The following is a 19,893-nucleotide window of genomic DNA, read 5'->3' as shown; positions in this document are numbered from 1 at the left end:
CAGGCGGGTTTTGATGGTGTTTTGGAGATTGCCATCGCTGGCAAGCCAGCTCCCACAGGGGATGTGTGTTGTCCGCGATTGCGTAGGAACCGGCTTGCCGGCGATGGCGATTTTGAATACGCCGATGTAGCAGGCGGGTTTTGATGGTGTTTTGGAGATTGCCATCGCTGGCAAGCCAGCTCCCACAGGGGATGTGTGTTGTCCGCGATTGCGTAGGAGCCGGCTTGCTGGCGATGGCGATTTTAATAACGCCGATGCAGCAGGCGGGTTTTGGTGGTGTTCTGGAGATTGCCATCGCCAGCAAGCCGGCTCCTACGGGCGATGGCAGTGTTGATTACGCCGGTGCGGTGGCGACGATGTCGTCAATCGAGGCGCCCGCTTCGGCGCTGCGCAGGTAGGTCTGGTACAGCGCCGCGTAAGCGCCACCCTGATCGATCAATTGGCGGTGAGGGCCTTGTTCGACCAGGCGACCGTGGCGGATGACCGCAATGCGGTCGGCATCGCGGATGGTTGCCAGGCGATGGGCGATGATGATGGCCGTGCGACCTTCGCAAAGCCGGCGAAACGCTCGCTGGATGCGGCGCTCGGTATGGATGTCGACGGCCGAGGTCGCCTCGTCCAGCACCAGTACCGCAGGGTCCGCGAGGTAGGCGCGCACCAGGCAGACCAATTGCCGCTGGCCATGGCTCAGGTGCCCGCCCAGTGGTCCGACTTCGGTCTGGTATTGGTGCGGCAGGCGCTCCAGCACCTCGTCCGCACCCAACTCCCGGGCCGCCGCAATCAGGCTCGCGTCGTCGGCGTGGGGGGAGGCCAGGCGCAGGTTGTCGAGAATGCTGCCGCTGAACAACACATTGTCCTGCAGGACCACGCCGACGTTACGCCGCAGTTCATGCTGGGTCAGGTTGCGAACATCGATGCCGTCCAGCCTGACGGCGCCCGATTGCACCTCGTAGAAACGCGTCAGCAACTGCACCAGCGTGCTCTTGCCATGGCCCGAGGGGCCGACAATCGCCAACACTTCGCCGGCAGGAATGTGCAGGTCAAGGTCGTTGATCACCGGCGTCGAACTGTTGGCATCGTAGCTGAAGCGCGCCTGTTCAAAGCTCACCTCGCCGCGGGCCCTGCCCACGCGTTGCGGTGTGGCGCTGTCGTTGATTTGCGCGCGGGTGTCGAGCAACAGGAAGATGCGTTGCGCCGAAGCCGAACCGGTGGCGTAGCGCTCGAACAGGTCCGACAGCTCCTGCAATGGCCCGAGGAACAGGAATACATAAAACAGACTCTCGGCGATCTGGCCCACGGTCACATCCGCCTGCGCCAGGCCGTACGCGCCCACCAGCAACAGCACGGCCATGCCGGCCGAGCTGAGCAGCGCGGTAAAGGGAGCGAACCAGCCAGACCGCAGGCTGCCACGGATCAGCGCCTGGTTGAAGTCATCCAGCAGGCCGCGATAACGCCGCAGGTTCGGCGCCTGTTGCGCACACTGCTGCAACATGCGCGCGCCGCTGACGCTTTCCACCAGATGCGCGGTGAAGCGGCTGCGGTTCTCGGCAACCCTGGCCCAGTTGCGCTGGGAGATGCGTTTGAAACTCCAGGTCGCCAGCACCAGCAACGGCACCGTCGCAGCGAGACTGAGAAAAAATCGCGGATCGATTCGCCACAGCATCACCGAGGCCAGCCCGAAGCGCAGCAGCGCGCCCAGCAACTCCGGTGGCCCCTGAATCAACAGCGGTTCCAGGGCATCGACATCCCGGTCGACTCGGGAAATGATCCGTCCAGCCTTGGTCCGGTCGAAATAACTGACGCTCAAGCTCTGGACATGGGCAAACACCCGCACCCGCAGGTCATTCAACACCCGGATCGCCGCACTGCCGGCGACGAACTGCGAGACCCCGGCGAGCAGGAAACGCCCCAGCCAACTGGCCGCCAACCCCAGGCCGAGCCAAAGTACCAGGCGCTCATCGAGCAACCAGTGACCGCCCTGTTGAATCAGCCCACGGTCGAGCAGTTCACGGACGAACCAAGGGCGCAGGAACACGGTGAATACCAGCAACAGCTCAATGCCGATGACCGCGAAAATGTGCCGGCGAATCGGCTTCAACAACGGCAACAGCCGACTGAACATGCTGCGGTCGAGGGCTTTTTTGGCCAGCATTTCTTCAATTTCGATATCGCTCAAGGCTTTGCCGGCGATTGGATTAGCCATGGTCGATCCCTAGCAGGTCGCGATAATCAGGAGAGGTTTTCAACAGTTCGGCATGGGTGCCGCTGGCGGCGATCCGGCCGTCCTGGAGCATCAGCACGCGGTCCGCCAGGAGGATGGTCGAGAGCTTGCTGGAGATCACCAGCAAGGTGGTGGCACGCCCCTGTTCACGACGCAGTTGGCGAATGTTGTTCAGCACCTGGCGTTCGCTGATCGCATCCAGCGCGCTGGTGGCATCGTCCAGGCACAGGATGTCCGGCTCGCCGAGCAGCGCACGGGCCAGGCTCAGGCGCTGGCGCTGGCCGCCAGAGAGCGTCACGCCGCGATCGCCCAGCGGCGTGGCCAGTCCTTGGGGCAGGCGTTCGAGCACATCTTCCGCGGCGGCCAGGCGCAGACCGTGAAGCAATTGTTGATCGCTGGCGTGCGGTGCCGTCAGGCGCAGGTTGGCCGCGAGGGTGTCGGAAAACAGAAAGCTTTCCTGGGGGACCACGTGAACCCGTCGCCTGAGTTCGTCCAGGTTCAACTGACGAATGTCCTGCCAGCCGGCGCTGTTCGAGCCCAACGACAGGCGCCCGGAGCTGATGTCGCTAAGGCGCGGCAACAGGCTGGCCAACAGGCTTTTGCCGGTGCCGGTCGCGCCGACCAGCGCGACGATTTCGCCCGGCTGCAGCGTCAGCGAACAGTCCTGCAGGATATCCAGGCCGCCGCCGGGGGCGCTGACGCAGACATGCTCGAGTTTCAAGCCCAGCGGCGTGTCGGGCAGGCTGGCATTGCCGCTGCGGATGGCGGCCGGCTCGTCCAGCAGTTGCCAGATCCGCTCGGCACTGGAGCGCGCGTCGGCGAACGTCTGCATGACGCGGCCGATGCCCTCGATGCGAAACACCAGGGTGGTGGCAATCAGCAGCGAGGTGACCAGCTCGCCGATGCCCAGCCGTTCGCTTGCCACCAGGTGGGCGCCGTAGACCAGAATCCACACATGCGCCAATGCGACGACGGCCTGGGGCAGCGGTATCCGCGAACTGGAATAGGCGAGGGCGTCGCGGGCGTGGTCGGCGAACACCGCCACCTGCGTGGCGAAACGCTGGATGCGGTGGTGTTCCAGGCCAAACGACTTGATCACCCGCACGCCGCCAATACCTTCGCTGAGGTCCTGGTTGACCCGGTCATAGGCTTGGCCGACGGCCCGGTCGAGACTGACCAGGCGTTCGGTCTGGCGCACAAAGATCCACAGGCCGAACACCGTCAGCAAGAGTGGAACCAGCCCCAGCAACAGGTTGTACCAACTCAGCAGGCCGACGGTTGCCAGTACCACCAGCGGCGTTTCCACCACCTGCCGCCAGAAGCTGATCAGGGCATCGCGAACCTTGTCGGCATCACGGGTGGTGCGGGTGATCATTTCCCCCATGCCGTGTTGCCAGTGGTAGCCCAGGTGCAGTGTCTGTACCTGTTGCAGGATACGTTCACGCAGGCGCGTCAGCAGTTCCTGGCTGAGCACCAGCGACAACACGCTCGCGGCGTATTGCAACACGCCACGGCCCAGGGCCACGCCGAGCATCAGCCACAGCCAGTACCAGCCAAGGCTGGCGTCGAGGCTGCCATCGGCTTGCCGGATCACCGCGCGGCCGGCGCTGACGTCGTTCACCGCGTGTCCGATCAGCCATTGTTGCCAGACCAGCCCGAGGTTCGCTGCAATGAACAGCACCGCCACCAGGGCGAAGCGCCAGGGCATTTCCCGATAAATTGCCAGGCAGCGTAACAGGGGATGTTTTTCGATCATGTAATAGCTCTGCAGGAGCCGGCTTGCCGGCGATGGGGCCTGTGGATTTGTAGCGGTATTGATGACGCCATCGCTGGCAAGCCAGCTCCTACAGGTCAGTGTTGTGAATACGCCCTTGTAGGAGCCGGCTTGCTGGCGAAGGGGGCCGTCAGCTCTATGCCGGGCTGGTAGCCCCCTGTTTCTCCTTGGCATTGAGGATCGCGGTGTATTCGCCCGGATCGACACCATTGAGGTAGTAGTTACCGACGTGATGCAGGCGCCAGCGGATCGGGTCGTGGGTGGTATGGACCCGGGCATTGCGCCAGAAGCGGTCGAGGTTCCACTTGGTCAGCGATGAACTGGCACCGAGCAGGGAGAAGATGTCACTGGAGATTTTCAGCGAGGCCGCGTCGGAGTGGGCGCGGGCGGTGGCCACCGAAAGAATCAGCTCGTCCTGCAACGCTTTGTTGTCCGGGTCCAGTTCGTGCTGGTCGAACACCTGTGCAGCGTCTCGCAACAGTGATTGCGCCCCACGCAAGGCCACGGCGTATTCGCCGATCTGCTTGATGATGTGCGGCTCCTGATTGGCCTGGTCGACACCGCTTTCCACCCAGGGACGGGCGTTATGATTGAGGTAGTCCACCGCAGCAGACAGCGCGCCTTCGGCAATGCCGGTGTCGATGGCGGCATGCAGAATCTGCGGGAAGGTCAGGCCGGTGCGCTTCATCGGTCCCTTGCGCTGGGAGACGAAGCCTTCGTCGAGTTCGATGTTGTCGAAGATCACTGTGCCGCTGACCGAGTTTTTCTGGCCGAAGGCTTCCCAGTCATCCACCAGGGTCAAGCCCGGCGCGTTGCGATTGAGCAATACGCCGGCGCCGCCGTCATCGCTGGCGGCTGTCAGGGAAATCCACTCGGCCAGGTAGGAACCGGTGGAGTAGAACTTGCTGCCGTTGAGGATCAGCTTGCCGTCGGCACGCCGTTCAACCCGCGTCTTGAGCGCGAACTTGTTCTTGCCACCCACTTCAGCCAGGGCGTTGCCGAAACGTTTGCCGGCCAATACATCGCGGATCAACCGGTCACGAATGTCCTCGGAGTAGCCGGTGAAAATCCCGCGCAGCATGACGTTGTGGATTTGCAGCAATTGACCGACGCCGCCGTCGGCTACGGAAATGATGCGCACGGTTTCGACGATGGTTTCCACCGAGGCACCCAGCCCGCCAAATGCCTTGGGAACGCCAATGGCGGTCAGGCCGCTTTCGGACAGCAGTTGCGCCTGCCGCCGGGGCAGTTGGCCGTTCTGACTGGCATCGGCGGCGATTTCGGCGATCTCCACGGCGATCTCCTTCGCCACGGCGATGGCTTGGGCTTCGCTCTGAAGCAAGCGGATCGGCGCCTGCTCCTGGATCAGTTGCCCGCCGGGGTTGTGTTCGACCTTGCTCATTGCTCTACCTCTGATAATTGATCGGCTGATGGCCACGAAAATCACACCTGTCCCCTGTAGGAGCCGGCTTGCTGGCGATTGGCCTTCGAGCCTTGCGCCGATCCCGTCGACGCCATCGCCAGCAAGCCGGCTCCTACAGGGGGGGGAGTTTTTCGGGCGTTGAGAGGGGCTGAGCAAGTTCTGCGCCAAGGGCTTTGGAGCCTGTTGACGCGGGGTTTATCAGTCTGCGAGAGGCACGGGTGCTGCTGTGGAAGCAGCCCCCTGCTCGATCAGCAGCAGTCGCCGCGCAATGCTGCTGGCAGGCCAGCAATTGAAAGTGGTCGGGCATCCGGGTACAGGCGCAAAGCCCCATGAACCGCGGCTTTCGTTTCTTGGCACGGGCGCTGCAATAGCTCCGGCAACAGTCACTTGCCAACCCAGATGGAGCTGCCCATGACGCTTGCTGCCAAACACACCCGACCCGATACCACAGCTGAACTCGAGCAGATCTGGTTCACCCGTTGTCCGGTGCCGACGGCCTCCGGAATCGCCTACAAACTCGGCTGGCTCAGCGAAGAATTCGCTGCCGACGGCCTGCCGGTTTCGACCTTGCAGGAGGCCCGTCAACTGGGTCATCACCACTACGATCACGAGCTGCCCGGGCTGTTTCGCGAAGGCGGAAACGTCCCGGCATTGGCCGCCCGGGCGGCGGGTGCGCCGAGTCGTCTGATCGGCCTGACCTGGATCGAAGAATGGCAGACCATCCTGGTTCGCCCCGACTCCGGCATTCGTCATCCGCAAGACCTCAAGGGCAAGCGCCTGGCACTGCCGGCCTGGGGTGAAACCCGTCCGGGGAGTATCGCCCGGGCCATGAGCCTGCACGGTTATAAAGGCGCGCTGAGCCTGGCCGGGCTGGGGTTCGACGATGTCGAACTGGTGGAAGTCGCGTTGCAGGATCAGGAGCGCGCGGCGAGCCCGCAGGAAGGCTTGCAGCGTTTGTGGTCAGGGCTCGATTACCTGGTGCGGGGTGAGGTGGACGCGGTCTACGTCAAGGGCGCTTCCGCTGCCGATGCGGCGCGGCGTCTCGGGTTGGTGGTGGGCATCGACCTGGACCTGATCGCCGAGCCCCGTTATCGCATCAACAACGGCACACCGCGTCCGATCACTGTCCACCAGAGCCTGCTCGACAACCACTTCGACCTGGTGGTGCGTTTTCTCGCACAAACCCTCAGCGCCGCTGATTGGGCCGCCAACAATCGGCAGGCACTGAACGCCATTCTCGAGGAAGAAACCCGCGCCGGCAGCGCCGGGGTCGCCGAGGCCTATCGCGGCGAGTTCCACACCACGCTGGCGCCGGATCTGTCCTCACAGCGCCTTGAGTTTCTCGATATCCAGAAAGACTTTCTCTATCTGCACGGCTTCCTGGAACGCGATTTTTCCATCGCCGACTGGGTCGATCCGCGCCCGTTGCAAGCTGCCCATGAACTGTTGGCCAAGCGCCGCGCCTGAATCCGGAGATCTGCCATGACCACTCTCGTCTACGAAAAACCAATCAACGAACAACTGATCAGTGAAGAACTGAAGAACTTTATCGACAAGGTGCTGATCGAGGCTGAAGAAGCCTTCACCGTGTTCCGTGAAACCAACACCATCACGGCTAATGGCACCGTCGGTTTCATCGAGCGCGTACCGGGCCAGGAGTTGCTGGTGTCGGTCAACTATGGCGGGCCGTGGAACTACCGCAAACCACTGCAGGCCACGGTCACCGACTTTGCAGGCACAGTCATCTACGGCAAAGGCAAGGGTGGCTTGGGGCGCTACACCAAACTGTTCCAGCAGCACCCGGACATCACCACCGTGTCCCACGTGCATTCGCCGTACCTGGGTGCCTGGGCGCAAACCCATCGCACGCTGCCGTTCCACTACGTGCCGGTGCAGCGGTATCAACTGGCCCGGGAGCTGCCGGTGTACATCGACCGACGTCAGCCGGAAGTCGATTTCATTCTGGAAAAGATCGCTGAAAACCCCTTCAACCTGGCGATCCTGGAAGCCAATGGCGGTTCCACCGTGTGGGGCAAGCAAGGCTTGCGCGCCACTGCCGAATTCATCCTGTTGCTGGAAGAGGGCGCGCAACTGCAATTGCTCGCCGATGCCCTGGGCGGTTCCCGTCCTTACGGCCCGGGCGTTCTGACCCAGCAATGGAAAATGAGCGGCCTGTACGACAGAGCCACCGAACTGGGCCTGGTACCTGCCATCGACCGGCGCACCTGATCCACCGACCACCACACCTCCTGTAGGAGCTGGCTTGCCAGCGATGGCGTCCGCGGGATTGGTGCAAGGCTCGAAAGCCTCATCGCCAGCAAGCCGGCTCCTACGAGGGCGTATTCGCAACACTGAACTGTAGGAGCTGGCTTGCCAGCGATGGCGTCCGCGGGATTGGCGCAAGGCTCGAAGGACTCATCGCCAGCAAGCCGGCTCCTACGAGGGCGTATTCGCAACATTGAACTGTGGGAGCTGGCTTGCCAGCGATGGCGTCCGCGGGATTTGCGCAAGGCTCGAAGGCCCCATCGCCAGCAAGCCGGCTCCTACGAGGGCGTATTCGCAACACTGAACTGTAGGCGCTGGCTTGCCAGCGATGGCGTCCGCGGGATTGGCGCAAGGCTCGAAGGCCGCATCGCCGGCAAGCCGGCTCCTACGAGGGCGTATTCGCAACACTGAACTGTAGGAGCTGGCTTGCCAGCGATGGCGTCCGCGGGATTGGCGCAAGGCTCGAAGGACTCATCGCCAGCAAGCCGGCTCCTACAAGGGCGTATTCGCAACACTGAACTGTGGGAGCTGGCTTGCCAGCGATGGCGGTCGTGAGGTTGGCGCAAGGCTCGAAGGCCTCATCGCCGGCAAGCCGGCTCCTACGAGGACGTATTCGCAACATTGAACTGTAGGAGCTGGCTTGCCAGCGATGGCGTCCGCGGGATTGGCGCAAGGCTCGAAGGCCGCATCGCCAGCAAGCCGGCTCCTACGAGGGCGTATTCGCAACACTGAACTGTGGGAGCTGGCTTGCCAGCGATGGCGGTCGTGGGGTGGCGCAAGGTCCGAAGGCCTCATCGCCAGCAAGCCGGCTCCTACGAGGACGTATTCGCAACACTGAACTGTAGGAGCTGGCTTGCCAGCGATGGCGTCCGCGGGATTGGCGCAAGGCTCGAAGGCCCCATCGCCAGCAAGCCGGCTCCTACGAGGGCGTATTCGCAACACAGAACTGTGGGAGCTGGCTTGCCAGCGATGGCGGTCGTGAGGTTGGCGCAAGGCTCGAAGGCCCCATCGCCAGCAAGCCGGCTCCTACAAGGGCGTATTCGCAACACTGAACTGTGGGAGCTGGCTTGCCAGCGATGGCGTCCGCGGGATTGGCGCAAGGCTCGCAGGACTCATCGCCGGCAAGCCGTCTCCCCACAGGGGGCGATGGCGGTCGCAAGGTCGATACACAACTCAAGGAATACCACCATGGCTGTAAAAATTCTCTGGTACCTGACGACCCCTGACGGGCCTTATCCGTGGGAGCCCGAAGGGCGCTGGAAAACTGATTTCGAGCACCTGAAACAACTGGCCGTGGCCAGTGATCGCCTGGGGTATTACGGTTCGTTGCTGGGCTCCAGCCCCAACGAAAGCCTGGCTGTTTCAGCCGCGTTGATCGATGCCACCCGGCGTTTGCGTTTTCTCGTGGCGCAACACCCTGGCGAGTTGTCGCCAGCGGTGTTGGCCAAGTGGGCGCTGACTTTCGATCAATTCTCCAACGGTCGCCTGTTGTTCAACGTGGTCAATGGTAACGACGCCGGCCTGGCCACCCTTGGCGTGCACTACCCTCACGACGAGCGTTATGACTTCAGTCTTGAATACTGGCGCGCCTTCCAGGACTTCTACGCCGGCGACACGTCGGGGTATGACGGTCGATACGTCAAGCTCGCGCCTCGCTCACCGGCTGCTGCCAGTCATCCACTGGGCGGTTGGCATCCGCCCAAACAGAAACCCGGCATTCCATTGTGGGGCGCCGGCACCTCGGGGCCCGGCGTTGCCCATTCGGTGCAGTTGCTCGATGTTTACCTGAGTTTCGCCAACACCCCGCCGAAACTCGGGGAGAAGTTCCGCAAAGTCGCGGCAGAGGCTGCAAAGATCGGCCGTGAGCTGACCTTCGGCACGCGTCTGCAAATCATCGTCCGCGAGACCGAAGAGGAAGCCTGGGCCCACGCCGAAAAACTCTTGCAGCGCACCTCGCTGCAAACCGCGCGCACGGCCATCGAACGGCAACTGCCACCCGGCCAAACCCTGGACAGCTTCCACAGCGACGACCCGCAAATCCAGCGCAACGTCGACGCCGTCCGTGCAGGTCGCCTGCCCAAGGCGAGGGATCTCGAGATCTATCCCAACGTCTGGCTCGGCCCGAGCCTGTTCGGCTTCAACATCCTCGGCCCGGCCGCAGGCACTTATCTGGTGGGCAGCGCCGAGCAGGTTGCCGAGCGGATTCGTGAGTACGAAGCACAAGGCACGTCAGCGTTCATTCTCTCGGGTTTTCCGCTGATCGATGAAGCGCACCGGGTCGCGGACCTGCTGTTCCCGTTGCTGGACCTCGATCACGGTTTCGACGTGCCGCGCCTGCGGGCTGACACGCCGGTGGCGCAATACAGCAACGTGGTCGAGCGGGCCTGAGGATTCAGTCATGAACGAGGGATTTTCCCGCCGTACGTTTCTCGGCAACGGCCTGGCGGTCGGCGGTGGCCTGATACTGGGCGGCAGCCTGCTCAGCGGTTGCGACAGTGGCACAGCAGTCAGTGGCGCAGCGGCCTTGTCCAGCACCCCGGTGCACGGCGGGCGCTTGCGGGTCGGCATTATCGACGGCGATCAATCGGGCAATCTCGATGCGCACAAACCGGTGGGCGGCGGGATCATTCGCGGCTGGGCGCTGTACAGCAAGTTCTGGGAATGGAACACCGACGTCAGCACGCGCCTGGCCCTGGCGGAGTTTGCCGAGCCCAATGCCGATGCCAGCGCCTGGACCATTCGCATCAAGCCGGGGCTGGAGTTTCACCACGGCAAGAGCATCGGCGCCGACGACATGCTGTTCTCGATCCTGCGCCTGACGGACCCGAAACTGGCGTCGCCATTTGCCGGCCTGGTGGGGGCGATCGACCGCAACGCCTTGCGCAAACTGGACGAGCGCACCATCGAGATTCGCTTCAAGGAGGGCCAAAGTTTCTATCCGCTGGATGAGACCCTGATCAGTTTCGGCGGCATCGTGCCGACCGATTACGACCCGGTCAGCAATCCGGTCGGTGCCGGGCCGTACAAACTGAAAAGTTTCATCCCCGGCCAGCGCTCGCTCTACCAGCGTTTCGATAACTACTACAAACCCGGTCAACCCTATGCCGATGAGCTGGAAATCATCGAGTTCAAGGATCAGGTATCCCGCGCTGCGGCCCTGCGCGCCGGGCAAATCGATGTCGCCAGCGGCGTGCAGGCCGAGCACAGCGCGCTGCTCAAGGCTGACGCACGACTCAAGTTGTACGCATCGCCGAGCACTTCGTTTACCGGATTCAACCTGAACCTGGCCAAGGCGCCGTTTCAGGATCAGCGAGTGCGCCAGGCATTTCGTCTGCTGGCCGACCGTCGCGAGCTGGTCGAGCGCGGGCTCAATGGTTTCGGGCGGATCGCCAATGACCTGTATTCGCCCCATGACCCGACGTACAACCACGGCATTGCCCAGCGTCCGTTCGACCTGGATCAGGCGCGGTCGCTGTTGCGCCAGGCCGGGCAGAACGATCTGCGGGTGGAGCTGACCACCACACCGGGGCCTGGCGTCAACGCGGCGCTGGTGTTTGCCCAACAGGCGAAGAAGGCCGGGGTCGAGATCAAGGTCACTCAGGTCGATGGCTCGGTGTTCAACGGCCCGCAACGTGAAAACTGGCTGATGTCGCCAGGCTCCACGCCGGCCCGGGGGTTCCTGGCTTCGGCGCTGCACAACGACGCCCCGCAGGCCATCTACAACCGCAGCAATTTCCATGATGAGCGCTTCAGCGCGTTGTACCGACAGGCCCTGGCGCAGCCCGATCTGGAACAGCGCCGGGTACTGGTGCATGAAGCGCAAGGCATCCAGCACGACCGTGGCGGGCTGCTGATCTGGGGCTTCAACGACGTGCTGGACGCTGCTTCCGTGCGGGTTGGTGGACTGGCACCCGAACAGACGACGTTTGCCTCCTGGCGCTTCGATGAAATGTGGGTGAACCATGCCTGATCCGTCCTGCAAACCTCCACGCACACCGGCCTGGCTGTCGTGGTTCATCGGGCGTTTGGGCTATGGCCTGCTGACGGCGTGGGTGATCAGCCTGGTGGTGTTCATCGCGACCCAGGCGCTGCCCTCAGACCCGGCGAGGGTGATCCTGGGGCCCGATGCACCGCTGGAAAGCATCCTCACCCTGCAACGGCAGTTGGGCCTGGACCGGCCGATCCTGGAGCAATACCTGCGCTGGCTCGGGCACGCGCTGAGTGGCGAGTTGGGGGTGTCGCTCGACTCCAACGCACCGGTTGGCAGCATTCTGTTCGGCCGTTTTGGCTATACGCTGGCGCTGTTGGCCGGGGTGATTGCCGTGGTGGTGCCTGCGGCGTTGCTGCTCGGTGTGTCGCTGGCCTTGCGCCGTGACAGTCGCCTTGATCGCTGGTGCCTGTCGCTGTTGATTTTCCTCAAGGCCACGCCGGGTTTTCTCCTGGCCATCGGCCTGGTCCTGTTGTTTTCCATGCCCCACATGGACGTGTTGCCGGCAGTGTCGATTATCGATCCGGACAAGTCGCTGCTGCGCCAGTTGCAGTTTCTGGTGCTGCCGGTGCTGGCCCTGAGTCTGTCAGCCCTGCCGTACCTGACGCGCATGGTGCGAGCGTCGATGATCGAAGCGCTGGAATCCGATTACGTCATCGCCGCGAGGCTGCGCGGTATTGCCGAGTGGCGAATCGTCTGGCGCCACACGTTGCCCAACGCGCTCATACCCGCGATCCAGGGCGTGGCCTTGACCCTGCGCACCCTGATCGGTGGGGCACTGCTCGCCGAGGTGATCTTCAGTTACCCGGGCATCGGCACCTCACTGAACTCGGCGATCCAGATGCGTGATCTGCCGATGGTCCAGGCCATCGTGCTGTCGATCACGCTGGGCGTGGTGCTGATCAATCTGTTGGCCGATCTGCTGACCGTGTTGCTGACGCCGAAACTGCGCACCGCCCGCCGGGTGACCCTGATCCGGCGCAACCGTCGGGGCATCCAGCCCTGGTGGCGACGCTCCCAACCCAAGGCGCCTTGAGAGGTGATGCATGACTGACTCCCGATTTTCGCGCTGGCAGCCATGGCTGGCGCAACCGCAAACCCGCAAGGGCGCGCTGATCACCCTCGCGGTGGTGCTGCTGGCGCTGCTTGGCCCGTGGCTGGCACCTCACAGCCCGACGGAAATGGTTGGTTCGGTGTACGGCGCGCCCGTGGGGGCGGCGTTGCTGGGTTATGACTTTCTCGGGCATGACGTGTTGTCGCGCTTGCTCAGTGGCGGCGTGTCGGTGCTGTGGATGTCAGTGGCGGCGGCTTCGATCGCACTGTTGGCGGGCAGCACGCTAGGCCTGTTGGCGGGATTTTCCCGGCGGCGCCTGGATCAATTGATCACTTGGCTGGCGGACGTATCGCTGGCGTTTCCCGACCTGATTCTGGTGCTGTTGATCGTCTCCATGCTGGGTCGCGCGCCCTGGCTGATCGTGCTGACCGTGTCCATCGCGTTCACTCCGGGAGTGATTCGTCTGGCCCGTGGCAGCGCGGTGGCGGTGGCCGGGCAGGAGTTCGTCGAGGCCGCGCAGATGATGGGCTATTCAAGGCGGCGGATTCTGTTCAAGGAAATCCTGCCGAACATCCTCACACCGTTGCTGGTGCACTTCGGCAACATGCTGACCTGGGGCGTGGGCATGCTCTCGGGCCTGAGTTTTCTCGGTTACGGCGTGGCGCCGCCGACCGCCGATTGGGGGTTGATGATCAACGAGAACCAGGCAGGGTTGCTGGTTCAGCCTTGGGCGGTGTTGGCGCCGGCCACCCTGATTGGCATCTTTGCCTATGGCACCAACATTCTGGCCGAGGGCGTCGGTCGCAGCAGTTCCAGGATCGGAGAAAAACAGCCATGAACGCCATTGCCGGGATCGAGTCCCGCCCCCTTGCGCTGACTGCGCAGGTGTTGCAGGTAAGGGATCTGCGAGTCGAGTTACCGGGGCAGATCGATGTGCTGTCCGGCGTGACCTTCAGTCTTGAACGCGGAGAAATTCTTGGCTTGGTCGGCGAGTCCGGTTCCGGCAAGACCACCCTCGCCACTGCCTTGCTGGCCCATGCCCGAAGGGGCGCGCGGATCGTCGGCGGGGAAGTCGAAGTGTCCGGTCAATCGCTGCTGACGCTGCAGGGCGAAGACCTGCGTCGGGCCCGCGGCAGCCTGATCGGCTACGTCGCCCAGGACCCGGCGACCGCCCTGAATCCGGCACTGCGAATCGGCAGTTTGCTGCGCGAAACCCTGGGTGCCCATCAGATTGAGCTGGACCGTGCCGCTCAACAGCAGCGCATCGTCGAGACCTTGCGTGATGTCGGTCTGCCCGACGATGCGCAGTTCCTGCGACGCTTTCCCCATCAACTGTCCGGCGGACAGCAGCAACGGGTGATGTTGGCACTGGCCTTTGTCTTGCGTCCGGCATTGATCGTGCTTGATGAGCCGACCACAGCGCTGGACGTCACCACCCAGGCCCACATCCTTGCCACCTTGCGCCGGTTGTGCAAAAGCCAGGGTATCGCTGCGGTGTATGTGTCCCACGACCTGGCGGTGATCAAGGACCTGGTGGACCGGGTGATGGTGATGTATGCCGGGCGTATCGTCGAGGTTGCACAGCGCGAAATGCTGTTCCATCAGCCGGCTCATCCCTATACCCGAGGTTTGCTGGCGGCGATTCCCGATGTCGCGCAACGCCGGGATTTGCCGGCGATTGCGGGGCATGCGCCGGCACCGGGGCAGCGACCACAAGGGTGTGCCTTCGCGCCTCGGTGCCCCCGTCGCCTCGCGGCGTGCTCGGTGCTCGAGCCGCAATTGCAGGCCCTGTCGTCACAGCAGCGGGTGGCCTGCCTGGCCCCGCACCTGCAACCCTTGCAACGGGTTGCCCAAGCTTGCGTTGCACCGGTCACCGACTCGGTGGAGCGCACGCCACTGTTGCAGATCAAGGACCTGAACGTGGCCTACGACCGCCAGGTACTGTTCGATGTTTCTCTGCAGGTGCCTGCCGGGGAATGCCTCGCGCTGGTGGGCGAATCCGGTTCGGGCAAGACCAGCCTGGCACGCGCCGTTGCCGGGTTGGGGGAAAACGCCGAGGGCGAACTGTTTTATGCGGGCGGGTTGTTGAGCCTGTCCGCGCGACAGCGTGACGGGGCGCAACGGCATCAGATCCAGTACATCTTCCAGAATCCCTACCGGGCGTTGAACCCCCGGCAAAGTGTTTTCCAGACCCTGAGCGCGCCTCTGGAGCATTTCTTCGGGATCAAGGGCGCTGCCGCACGGGAGCGAGTGGAGGCGGTGCTCAAGCGGGTTTCGCTACCGGCGTCGGTGGCGGATCTGTATCCCCACAGCCTGTCTGGTGGGGAGCGCCAGCGCGTAGCGATTGCCCGGGCATTGGTCTGCGAGCCAAGGCTGTTGATCTGCGATGAAATCACCTCGGCCCTGGATGTCTCGGTACAGGCGTCGATCCTGGCGCTGTTGCGGCAATTGCAAGGGGAAGGGCTGACGCTGCTGTTCGTCACCCATGACCTGGGCGTGGTCCGCGCCATCGCCGACCGGGTGTTGGTATTGAAATCCGGCCGTGTGGTGGAGCAGGGGCGGGTGGATCAGGTGCTGGATCAACCGCAGGCGGCGTATACACGCACATTGCTGGAGAACTCGCCGACGTTGGCGGGCGGCGTTTTGTAGGTGCTGGTTTGTCAGCGATTCGGCGGTGAACGTCATGCCGCCATCGCCAGCAAGCCGGCTCCTACAGATCGTGGGTGTGCCGATATTATGTTGGCACACCCGAACCCGTAGGAGCCGGCTTGCTGGCGATGGCGGTCGTACTGTCACATCCAGAACCAGACTTTGACGACGTTCCTGATTCTGGCGCACTAGCCTTGTGTTTCGGTCTCGAACACAGGAGGGCAATGGATTGCCTGAACTTCCTCACGCCAATCGGCTTCGCACCGGACGTTATTCCCAATCCGGACAAATCTATTTGCTCACTGCCGTCACTCATCACCGTGATCCGCTATTTGCTGATTGGCGTATGGGGCGCCTGGTGGTGGATCAATTTCGCCAGGCCCATGCAGAAGAATGGGCCGACTCACTCGCTTGGGTGGTAATGCCCGACCATTTCCATTGGCTGGTCGAACTGAAGAACAGCACGTTACCGGCGTTGATGCTCGCCACCAAATCCCGCAGCGCCCAGGTGGTAAATGCGTCGTTGAACCGCAGGGGGCCGGTATGGCAGAGAGGTTTTCACGACCGTGCAATTCGACGGGAAGAGGACTTACAGGCTGTGGCCCGATACATCGTTGCCAATCCGTTACGTGCGGGCTTGGTGAGTCGCGTGCACGATTATTCTTTGTGGGATGCCAAATGGCTGTAGATGGTGGCTGTTGTGACGCCATCGCCAGCAAGCCGGCTCCTACAGTGCCGATATTGTGTTGGCACACCCGAACCCGTAGGAGCCGGCTTGCTGGCGATGGCGTCGGTGAGCTTACGCAACGCGCGCATTTCGCCGGCGTGCCTCTTCGCGCACCGCCGGGATGATCCAGCGTCCGTAATCAACCGTGTCGTAGAGCGGATCGTAGCCACGGTTGAGAAATGTGGTCACTCCCAGGTCGACGTAGTCGAGCAAGGCCTGAGCCACGGTTTCCGGGGTGCCGACCAAGGCGGTGGTGTCGCCGTAGGCACCGACGGCGGTGGCGGTGGGCATCCATAGCGCGCGGTCATGACGATCACCCGCCGCGGCGGCGGCGAGCAGGCGTTCGGAGCCGGTGCCCTTGATGCGTTTTTGCCAGGGGCTGCCGGCCGCAAACTGTGGGTTGGCCTTGATCTGCTCAAGGATCTGTTGCGCCCGTTGCCACGCCAGTTCCTCGGTCGCGCCCAGGATCAAGCGCACGGACAGACTGACCCTCGGCGCCTCCACGCCCGCCGCGCTGGCGGCCGCACGAAGCTTGCCGATCTGCTCGGCGACACCGCTCAAGGGCTCACCCCACAAGGCATACAGGTCCGCGTGTTTCACCGCGATCTGATAGGCGATATCCGAAGACCCGCCGAAGGAAATCGGAATGTGCGGCTGCTGCAACGGCTTGACCGGCGAGAACGCACCCTTGATGTTGAAGTACTGCCCTTCGAAGTCAAAAGGCTCCTCGGCTGTCCAGGTTCGCCGGACGATTTCCAGGTACTCATCGGTACGTTTGTAGCGCTCTGTCTTGTCCAGCAGGAAGTCGCCTTCCTGGGGTTCGGCGGTGATGCCGGTAATGGCATGCAGGCGAATCCGTCCGCCGCCCGTGGTGTGATCCAGTGTCGCAAAGGCCCTGGCGGCGACGGTCGGGGCGGTGAGGGCCGGTCGGTGGGCGATCATGAATCCCAGGCGCTCGGTGTGCGCGGCGGCGTAGGCGGCGATCTGCAAACTGTCGGCGCTGCCCGGTCCACTGGCGATCAGCACCCGATCAAAACCTGCGTGTTCGTGGGCCCGGGCGTGATGGCGGATAAACTCCAGATCGAAATCCGGACTGCGAACACCCCGTGTCTCGGACCACTGGCGGGGGAAAATCATGCCGACAAATTCGATGGACATGGGAACACTCCTGATGGAAATAAGTGGGTTGGCCGCGGGTTCAGAACTGGTAGTCGACCTGGGCCAGCAACGTGCGACCGGGCATGGGTTGCAGGAAGGTGTTGGTGGAGCCGGCCAGGCCACTGACGAAATTCAGTTCGTTGGTCAGGTTGAGCACGCGCACGGTGGTGCTCCATTGGGGCTGGCGGTAGTAAACCGCGAGGTCGAGGTTGTACTCGTCCGGGACCTTCACGGTCTTGCTCAGGTTCAGGTACCAGCTACTGGTCCACCACCCGGACAGCTCGGCACCAAAGCCTGAGTCGAAGCGATAGTCGACGTAGCCGCTGGCGGTGTATTCGGGAATCTGCACCGCATCAAAACGCCCCGAAGGCCGCTGGTTGAGGCTGTTGTTGTCCCCAAACACCGTGCCGTTGTCGGGGATGAAGCCGGCCGAGGCAAAACCGGCCTGGGAGGCGAACTCGTTGTAGGCGGTGAGTTTCGTAAGGTTCAACGCCGTGCGCAGGTGATCGTCAGGCTGGTAGCGAATGCTCGACTCCACGCCCTTGATCACCAGTCGCGCGATGTTGTTGTTGCTGTCGGGTGATTGATCCCGCTCCTGCTTGAACGCTGCCAGGGTCATGAACAATTCGTTGGGCACGGCTTCGACTTTCAACCCTACTTCGTGCAAGACACTCAGGCTTTCGAACGCCAACGGATTGAGCAGGTTCGCGCCCGCGCCGCTGCCCCAGCCAAGGCCATTGGAGAAGAACCCGGTGTTGACGGCCAGGGAGCGATCGAAGGTGTAGTAGAGCGTGCTGTTTTCGGTCGGCTTGATGTAGGGGCTGACCTGAAAGGCAAACAGTCGATAGTTGTCACTGTCCTTGCGCGGGTTGCCACCGGCGAGCACGAACGGGTTATCGATTTCGGCATCGATCCAGCTGCGGCTGGCGCCGATGTTCAGGCCGACTCGCTCACCCAGGCGCAGGTTGTGCTGGGTGAACAATGTCTGGGTGGTCCAGGTGCTTTCAGCGGTGTAGGGCGCGACGGATTCAGCGTACAAGCCATGACCGGCCGGGTACATCGGCGGCAGGTTCAGCCAGCCGTAGAGGTTGGAAAACTGTGGTACGCCAGCCTGGCCGATCCAGGCAGCGTTACCGCCGGCGGGGTTGGAACCGGTCAATCCCAGAAGGCTCCCGGGGTTCTTGCCCGAAGGGTCCTGTGTCAGGTCATAGGCATTGATGGTCGAGCCGAAACTGTTGTTGGCAGCGATCGACTGGTTGAATTCGCGGCGGTAGATCAGCCCTGTATTGCTGTCATCACGCAGGGTCAAGCCGCCCAGCTGCGTTTCGTTGCGCGAGCGAAACTCGAAGCGGTTATCGAAAATGTTGTCCTTGGACTGCACCTGGAATGAGCCGACGGCGTCGGTCATGTCGCGTGAGCGTTGGTAAAACGTGTTGTTGGCCAGGGTGATGGTCGGCGTCAGGTCGGCCTCCACCCGCAGTTGCGTGGTGAAGCGTCGCGAAGTGTTTTCATCCTCATCGCGCTGGCCGGTTTGTGACGACAGGGAGGTCAGGCCGTTGCCGGCGAGTGTCGGGTCGTAGACCCAGCCACGCAGGCTGCCAGGGTTGCTGCGGGTGTTGGGGGAGGCGGCCTGGAAACTGCCGTCGACCACGCTGTATTTCCCTTGTGCGTTGCGTTGGCGTTTGACCCAGCCCAGGGTCGGCGCATCGGCCGCGCCGGAGGCCAGCACCGGCGACCACAGCGTGTTGCCGTTCTGGATGATCGGCGTGGCCCGTCCGGCGTAATACTTGCCGCTGTCCACCAGTTCCTGGTTGGCGCGGTTCCAGCCGTGGGTGATGTTGTAGTCGTAGTAGTCGTCGTAACTGGCATTCCAGTCCACGCGCACGTTGTCGTTGCGCCAGGCCAGGGCGCCGTAGAACGCGTCGAAGTTGTTGTCGACGTTGTCGTAGAAGTCTTCCTGACGCTGTTTGGTGATGCTGATCCGATAAGCCAGGTTGTCACTCAGCGGGCCGGTGTTATCGACGCTGAATTTAGTGGCGTCGCGGGATTCACCGTCAGGCACCCAACTGCCCACCTCGCCACTGAGCCTGGTCTTGAATTCACTGAAGTTCGGCTTTTTGCTCAGGTAATTGACGTAACCGCCGCTGCCCGACACCGAGCCGTAGGTCACCGAGGACGGACCGGCGACGATGTCGGCGCCTTCATAGGCGTTGAAGTTGGCCGGATGGCGCACGCCGTAGGCACGTTGCCCGTCCTGGAACACTTCAGAACCCTGGGCGCGAAATTGCGGCGCGATCCCGGCGTTCTGGCCACCGCCACGGGTAATGCCGGGCGCGTACTTGACGAGGTCGTCGGCACTGCGGATCGGGTCGTCGGCCAGCTGTTCGGCATTGATCTGAGAGATCGAACGCGGGGTGTCGAGCACCTTGGTTTCGATGCCTCCATAGATCGAAGACTCCGGCCGGGTGGGCAGGGCGTCATCGTCGGAATCGCCGGCGCTGGCTTGAACGGTGACGGTTTGCAGTTGAGTGTCGGCGGCAAATGCTGCTGTCGACAGGGTAGAAACAATGACCAATGCCAGAGCGTGGCCAGAAGCGGGACGAACGAAGCCGATAGAGGGCATGAAAATGTGCC

Annotated in this window: 13 protein-coding genes; 8 read left to right on the top strand and 5 right to left on the bottom strand. The window is 62.9% G+C overall.

Features of this window, described 5'->3' with window-relative positions; genetic code table 11:
* Positions 1–334: 334 nt before the first annotated feature.
* The 3 genes from EI969_RS03490 to EI969_RS03480 form a co-directional block, all read right to left on the bottom strand.
* On the bottom strand, positions 335–2,203 hold the full coding sequence (locus EI969_RS03490) for an ABC transporter ATP-binding protein (RefSeq protein WP_160385950.1): 1,869 nt from the start codon (positions 2,201–2,203) through the stop codon (positions 335–337).
* Entirely contained in the window at positions 2,196–3,977 is a 1,782-nt protein-coding gene (locus EI969_RS03485) for an ABC transporter ATP-binding protein (protein ID WP_160385949.1), read from the bottom strand. Before EI969_RS03485 ends, EI969_RS03490 begins: the two co-directional genes overlap by 8 nt.
* 154 nt (positions 3,978–4,131) lie before the next feature.
* The gene (locus EI969_RS03480; RefSeq protein WP_160385948.1) at positions 4,132–5,397 is read right to left on the bottom strand and encodes an acyl-CoA dehydrogenase family protein; all 1,266 of its coding nucleotides are present in this window, start codon (positions 5,395–5,397) and stop codon (positions 4,132–4,134) included.
* 432 nt (positions 5,398–5,829) lie between these two features.
* On the opposite strand from EI969_RS03480, the gene EI969_RS03475 reads away from it, so the two are divergent.
* From EI969_RS03475 to EI969_RS03440, 8 genes are all read left to right on the top strand, one after another.
* The gene (locus EI969_RS03475; RefSeq protein WP_160385947.1) at positions 5,830–6,885 is read left to right on the top strand and encodes an ABC transporter substrate-binding protein; all 1,056 of its coding nucleotides are present in this window, start codon (positions 5,830–5,832) and stop codon (positions 6,883–6,885) included.
* A 15-nt stretch (positions 6,886–6,900) separates the two neighbouring features.
* Complete coding sequence (locus EI969_RS03470) at positions 6,901–7,647, top strand: class II aldolase/adducin family protein (RefSeq protein ID WP_160385946.1); 747 nt, start codon at positions 6,901–6,903, stop codon at positions 7,645–7,647.
* Positions 7,648–8,871: 1,224 nt separating this feature from the next.
* The gene (locus EI969_RS03465; RefSeq protein ID WP_160385945.1) at positions 8,872–10,071 is read left to right on the top strand and encodes an LLM class flavin-dependent oxidoreductase; all 1,200 of its coding nucleotides are present in this window, start codon (positions 8,872–8,874) and stop codon (positions 10,069–10,071) included.
* A gap of 10 nt (positions 10,072–10,081) precedes the next feature.
* Positions 10,082–11,653, top strand: coding sequence for an ABC transporter substrate-binding protein (locus EI969_RS03460; protein WP_160385944.1), 1,572 nt, complete (start codon positions 10,082–10,084; stop codon positions 11,651–11,653).
* On the top strand, positions 11,646–12,707 hold the full coding sequence (locus tag EI969_RS03455) for an ABC transporter permease (RefSeq protein WP_160385943.1): 1,062 nt from the start codon (positions 11,646–11,648) through the stop codon (positions 12,705–12,707). Before EI969_RS03460 ends, EI969_RS03455 begins: the two co-directional genes overlap by 8 nt.
* A 10-nt stretch (positions 12,708–12,717) precedes the next feature.
* Positions 12,718–13,563, top strand: a complete 846-nt coding sequence (locus EI969_RS03450; RefSeq protein WP_160385942.1) for an ABC transporter permease — start codon at positions 12,718–12,720, stop codon at positions 13,561–13,563.
* Positions 13,560–15,374 (top strand): ABC transporter ATP-binding protein, encoded by a 1,815-nt coding sequence (locus EI969_RS03445; RefSeq protein ID WP_160385941.1) that lies wholly within the window; start codon positions 13,560–13,562, stop codon positions 15,372–15,374. Before EI969_RS03450 ends, EI969_RS03445 begins: the two co-directional genes overlap by 4 nt.
* A 229-nt stretch (positions 15,375–15,603) precedes the next feature.
* Positions 15,604–16,062, top strand: coding sequence for a transposase (locus EI969_RS03440; RefSeq protein ID WP_160385940.1), 459 nt, complete (start codon positions 15,604–15,606; stop codon positions 16,060–16,062).
* Positions 16,063–16,173: 111 nt separating this feature from the next.
* Here the strand turns inward: EI969_RS03440 and EI969_RS03435 are convergent, their stop codons facing one another.
* Positions 16,174–17,259 (bottom strand): LLM class flavin-dependent oxidoreductase, encoded by a 1,086-nt coding sequence (locus EI969_RS03435; protein WP_160385939.1) that lies wholly within the window; start codon positions 17,257–17,259, stop codon positions 16,174–16,176.
* 40 nt (positions 17,260–17,299) lie between these two features.
* A complete protein-coding gene (locus EI969_RS03430) occupies positions 17,300–19,882 on the bottom strand; it encodes a TonB-dependent receptor plug domain-containing protein (protein ID WP_160385938.1) in 2,583 nt (860 codons plus the stop codon).
* Positions 19,883–19,893: the final 11 nt, after the last annotated feature.

The organism is Pseudomonas sp. PB101, assembly GCF_009764265.1.
In the GTDB taxonomy this organism is placed as follows: domain Bacteria; phylum Pseudomonadota; class Gammaproteobacteria; order Pseudomonadales; family Pseudomonadaceae; genus Aquipseudomonas.
Note: the sequence above shows the minus strand (reverse complement) of the source record. Positions and strands in the feature narration are given on the sequence as shown.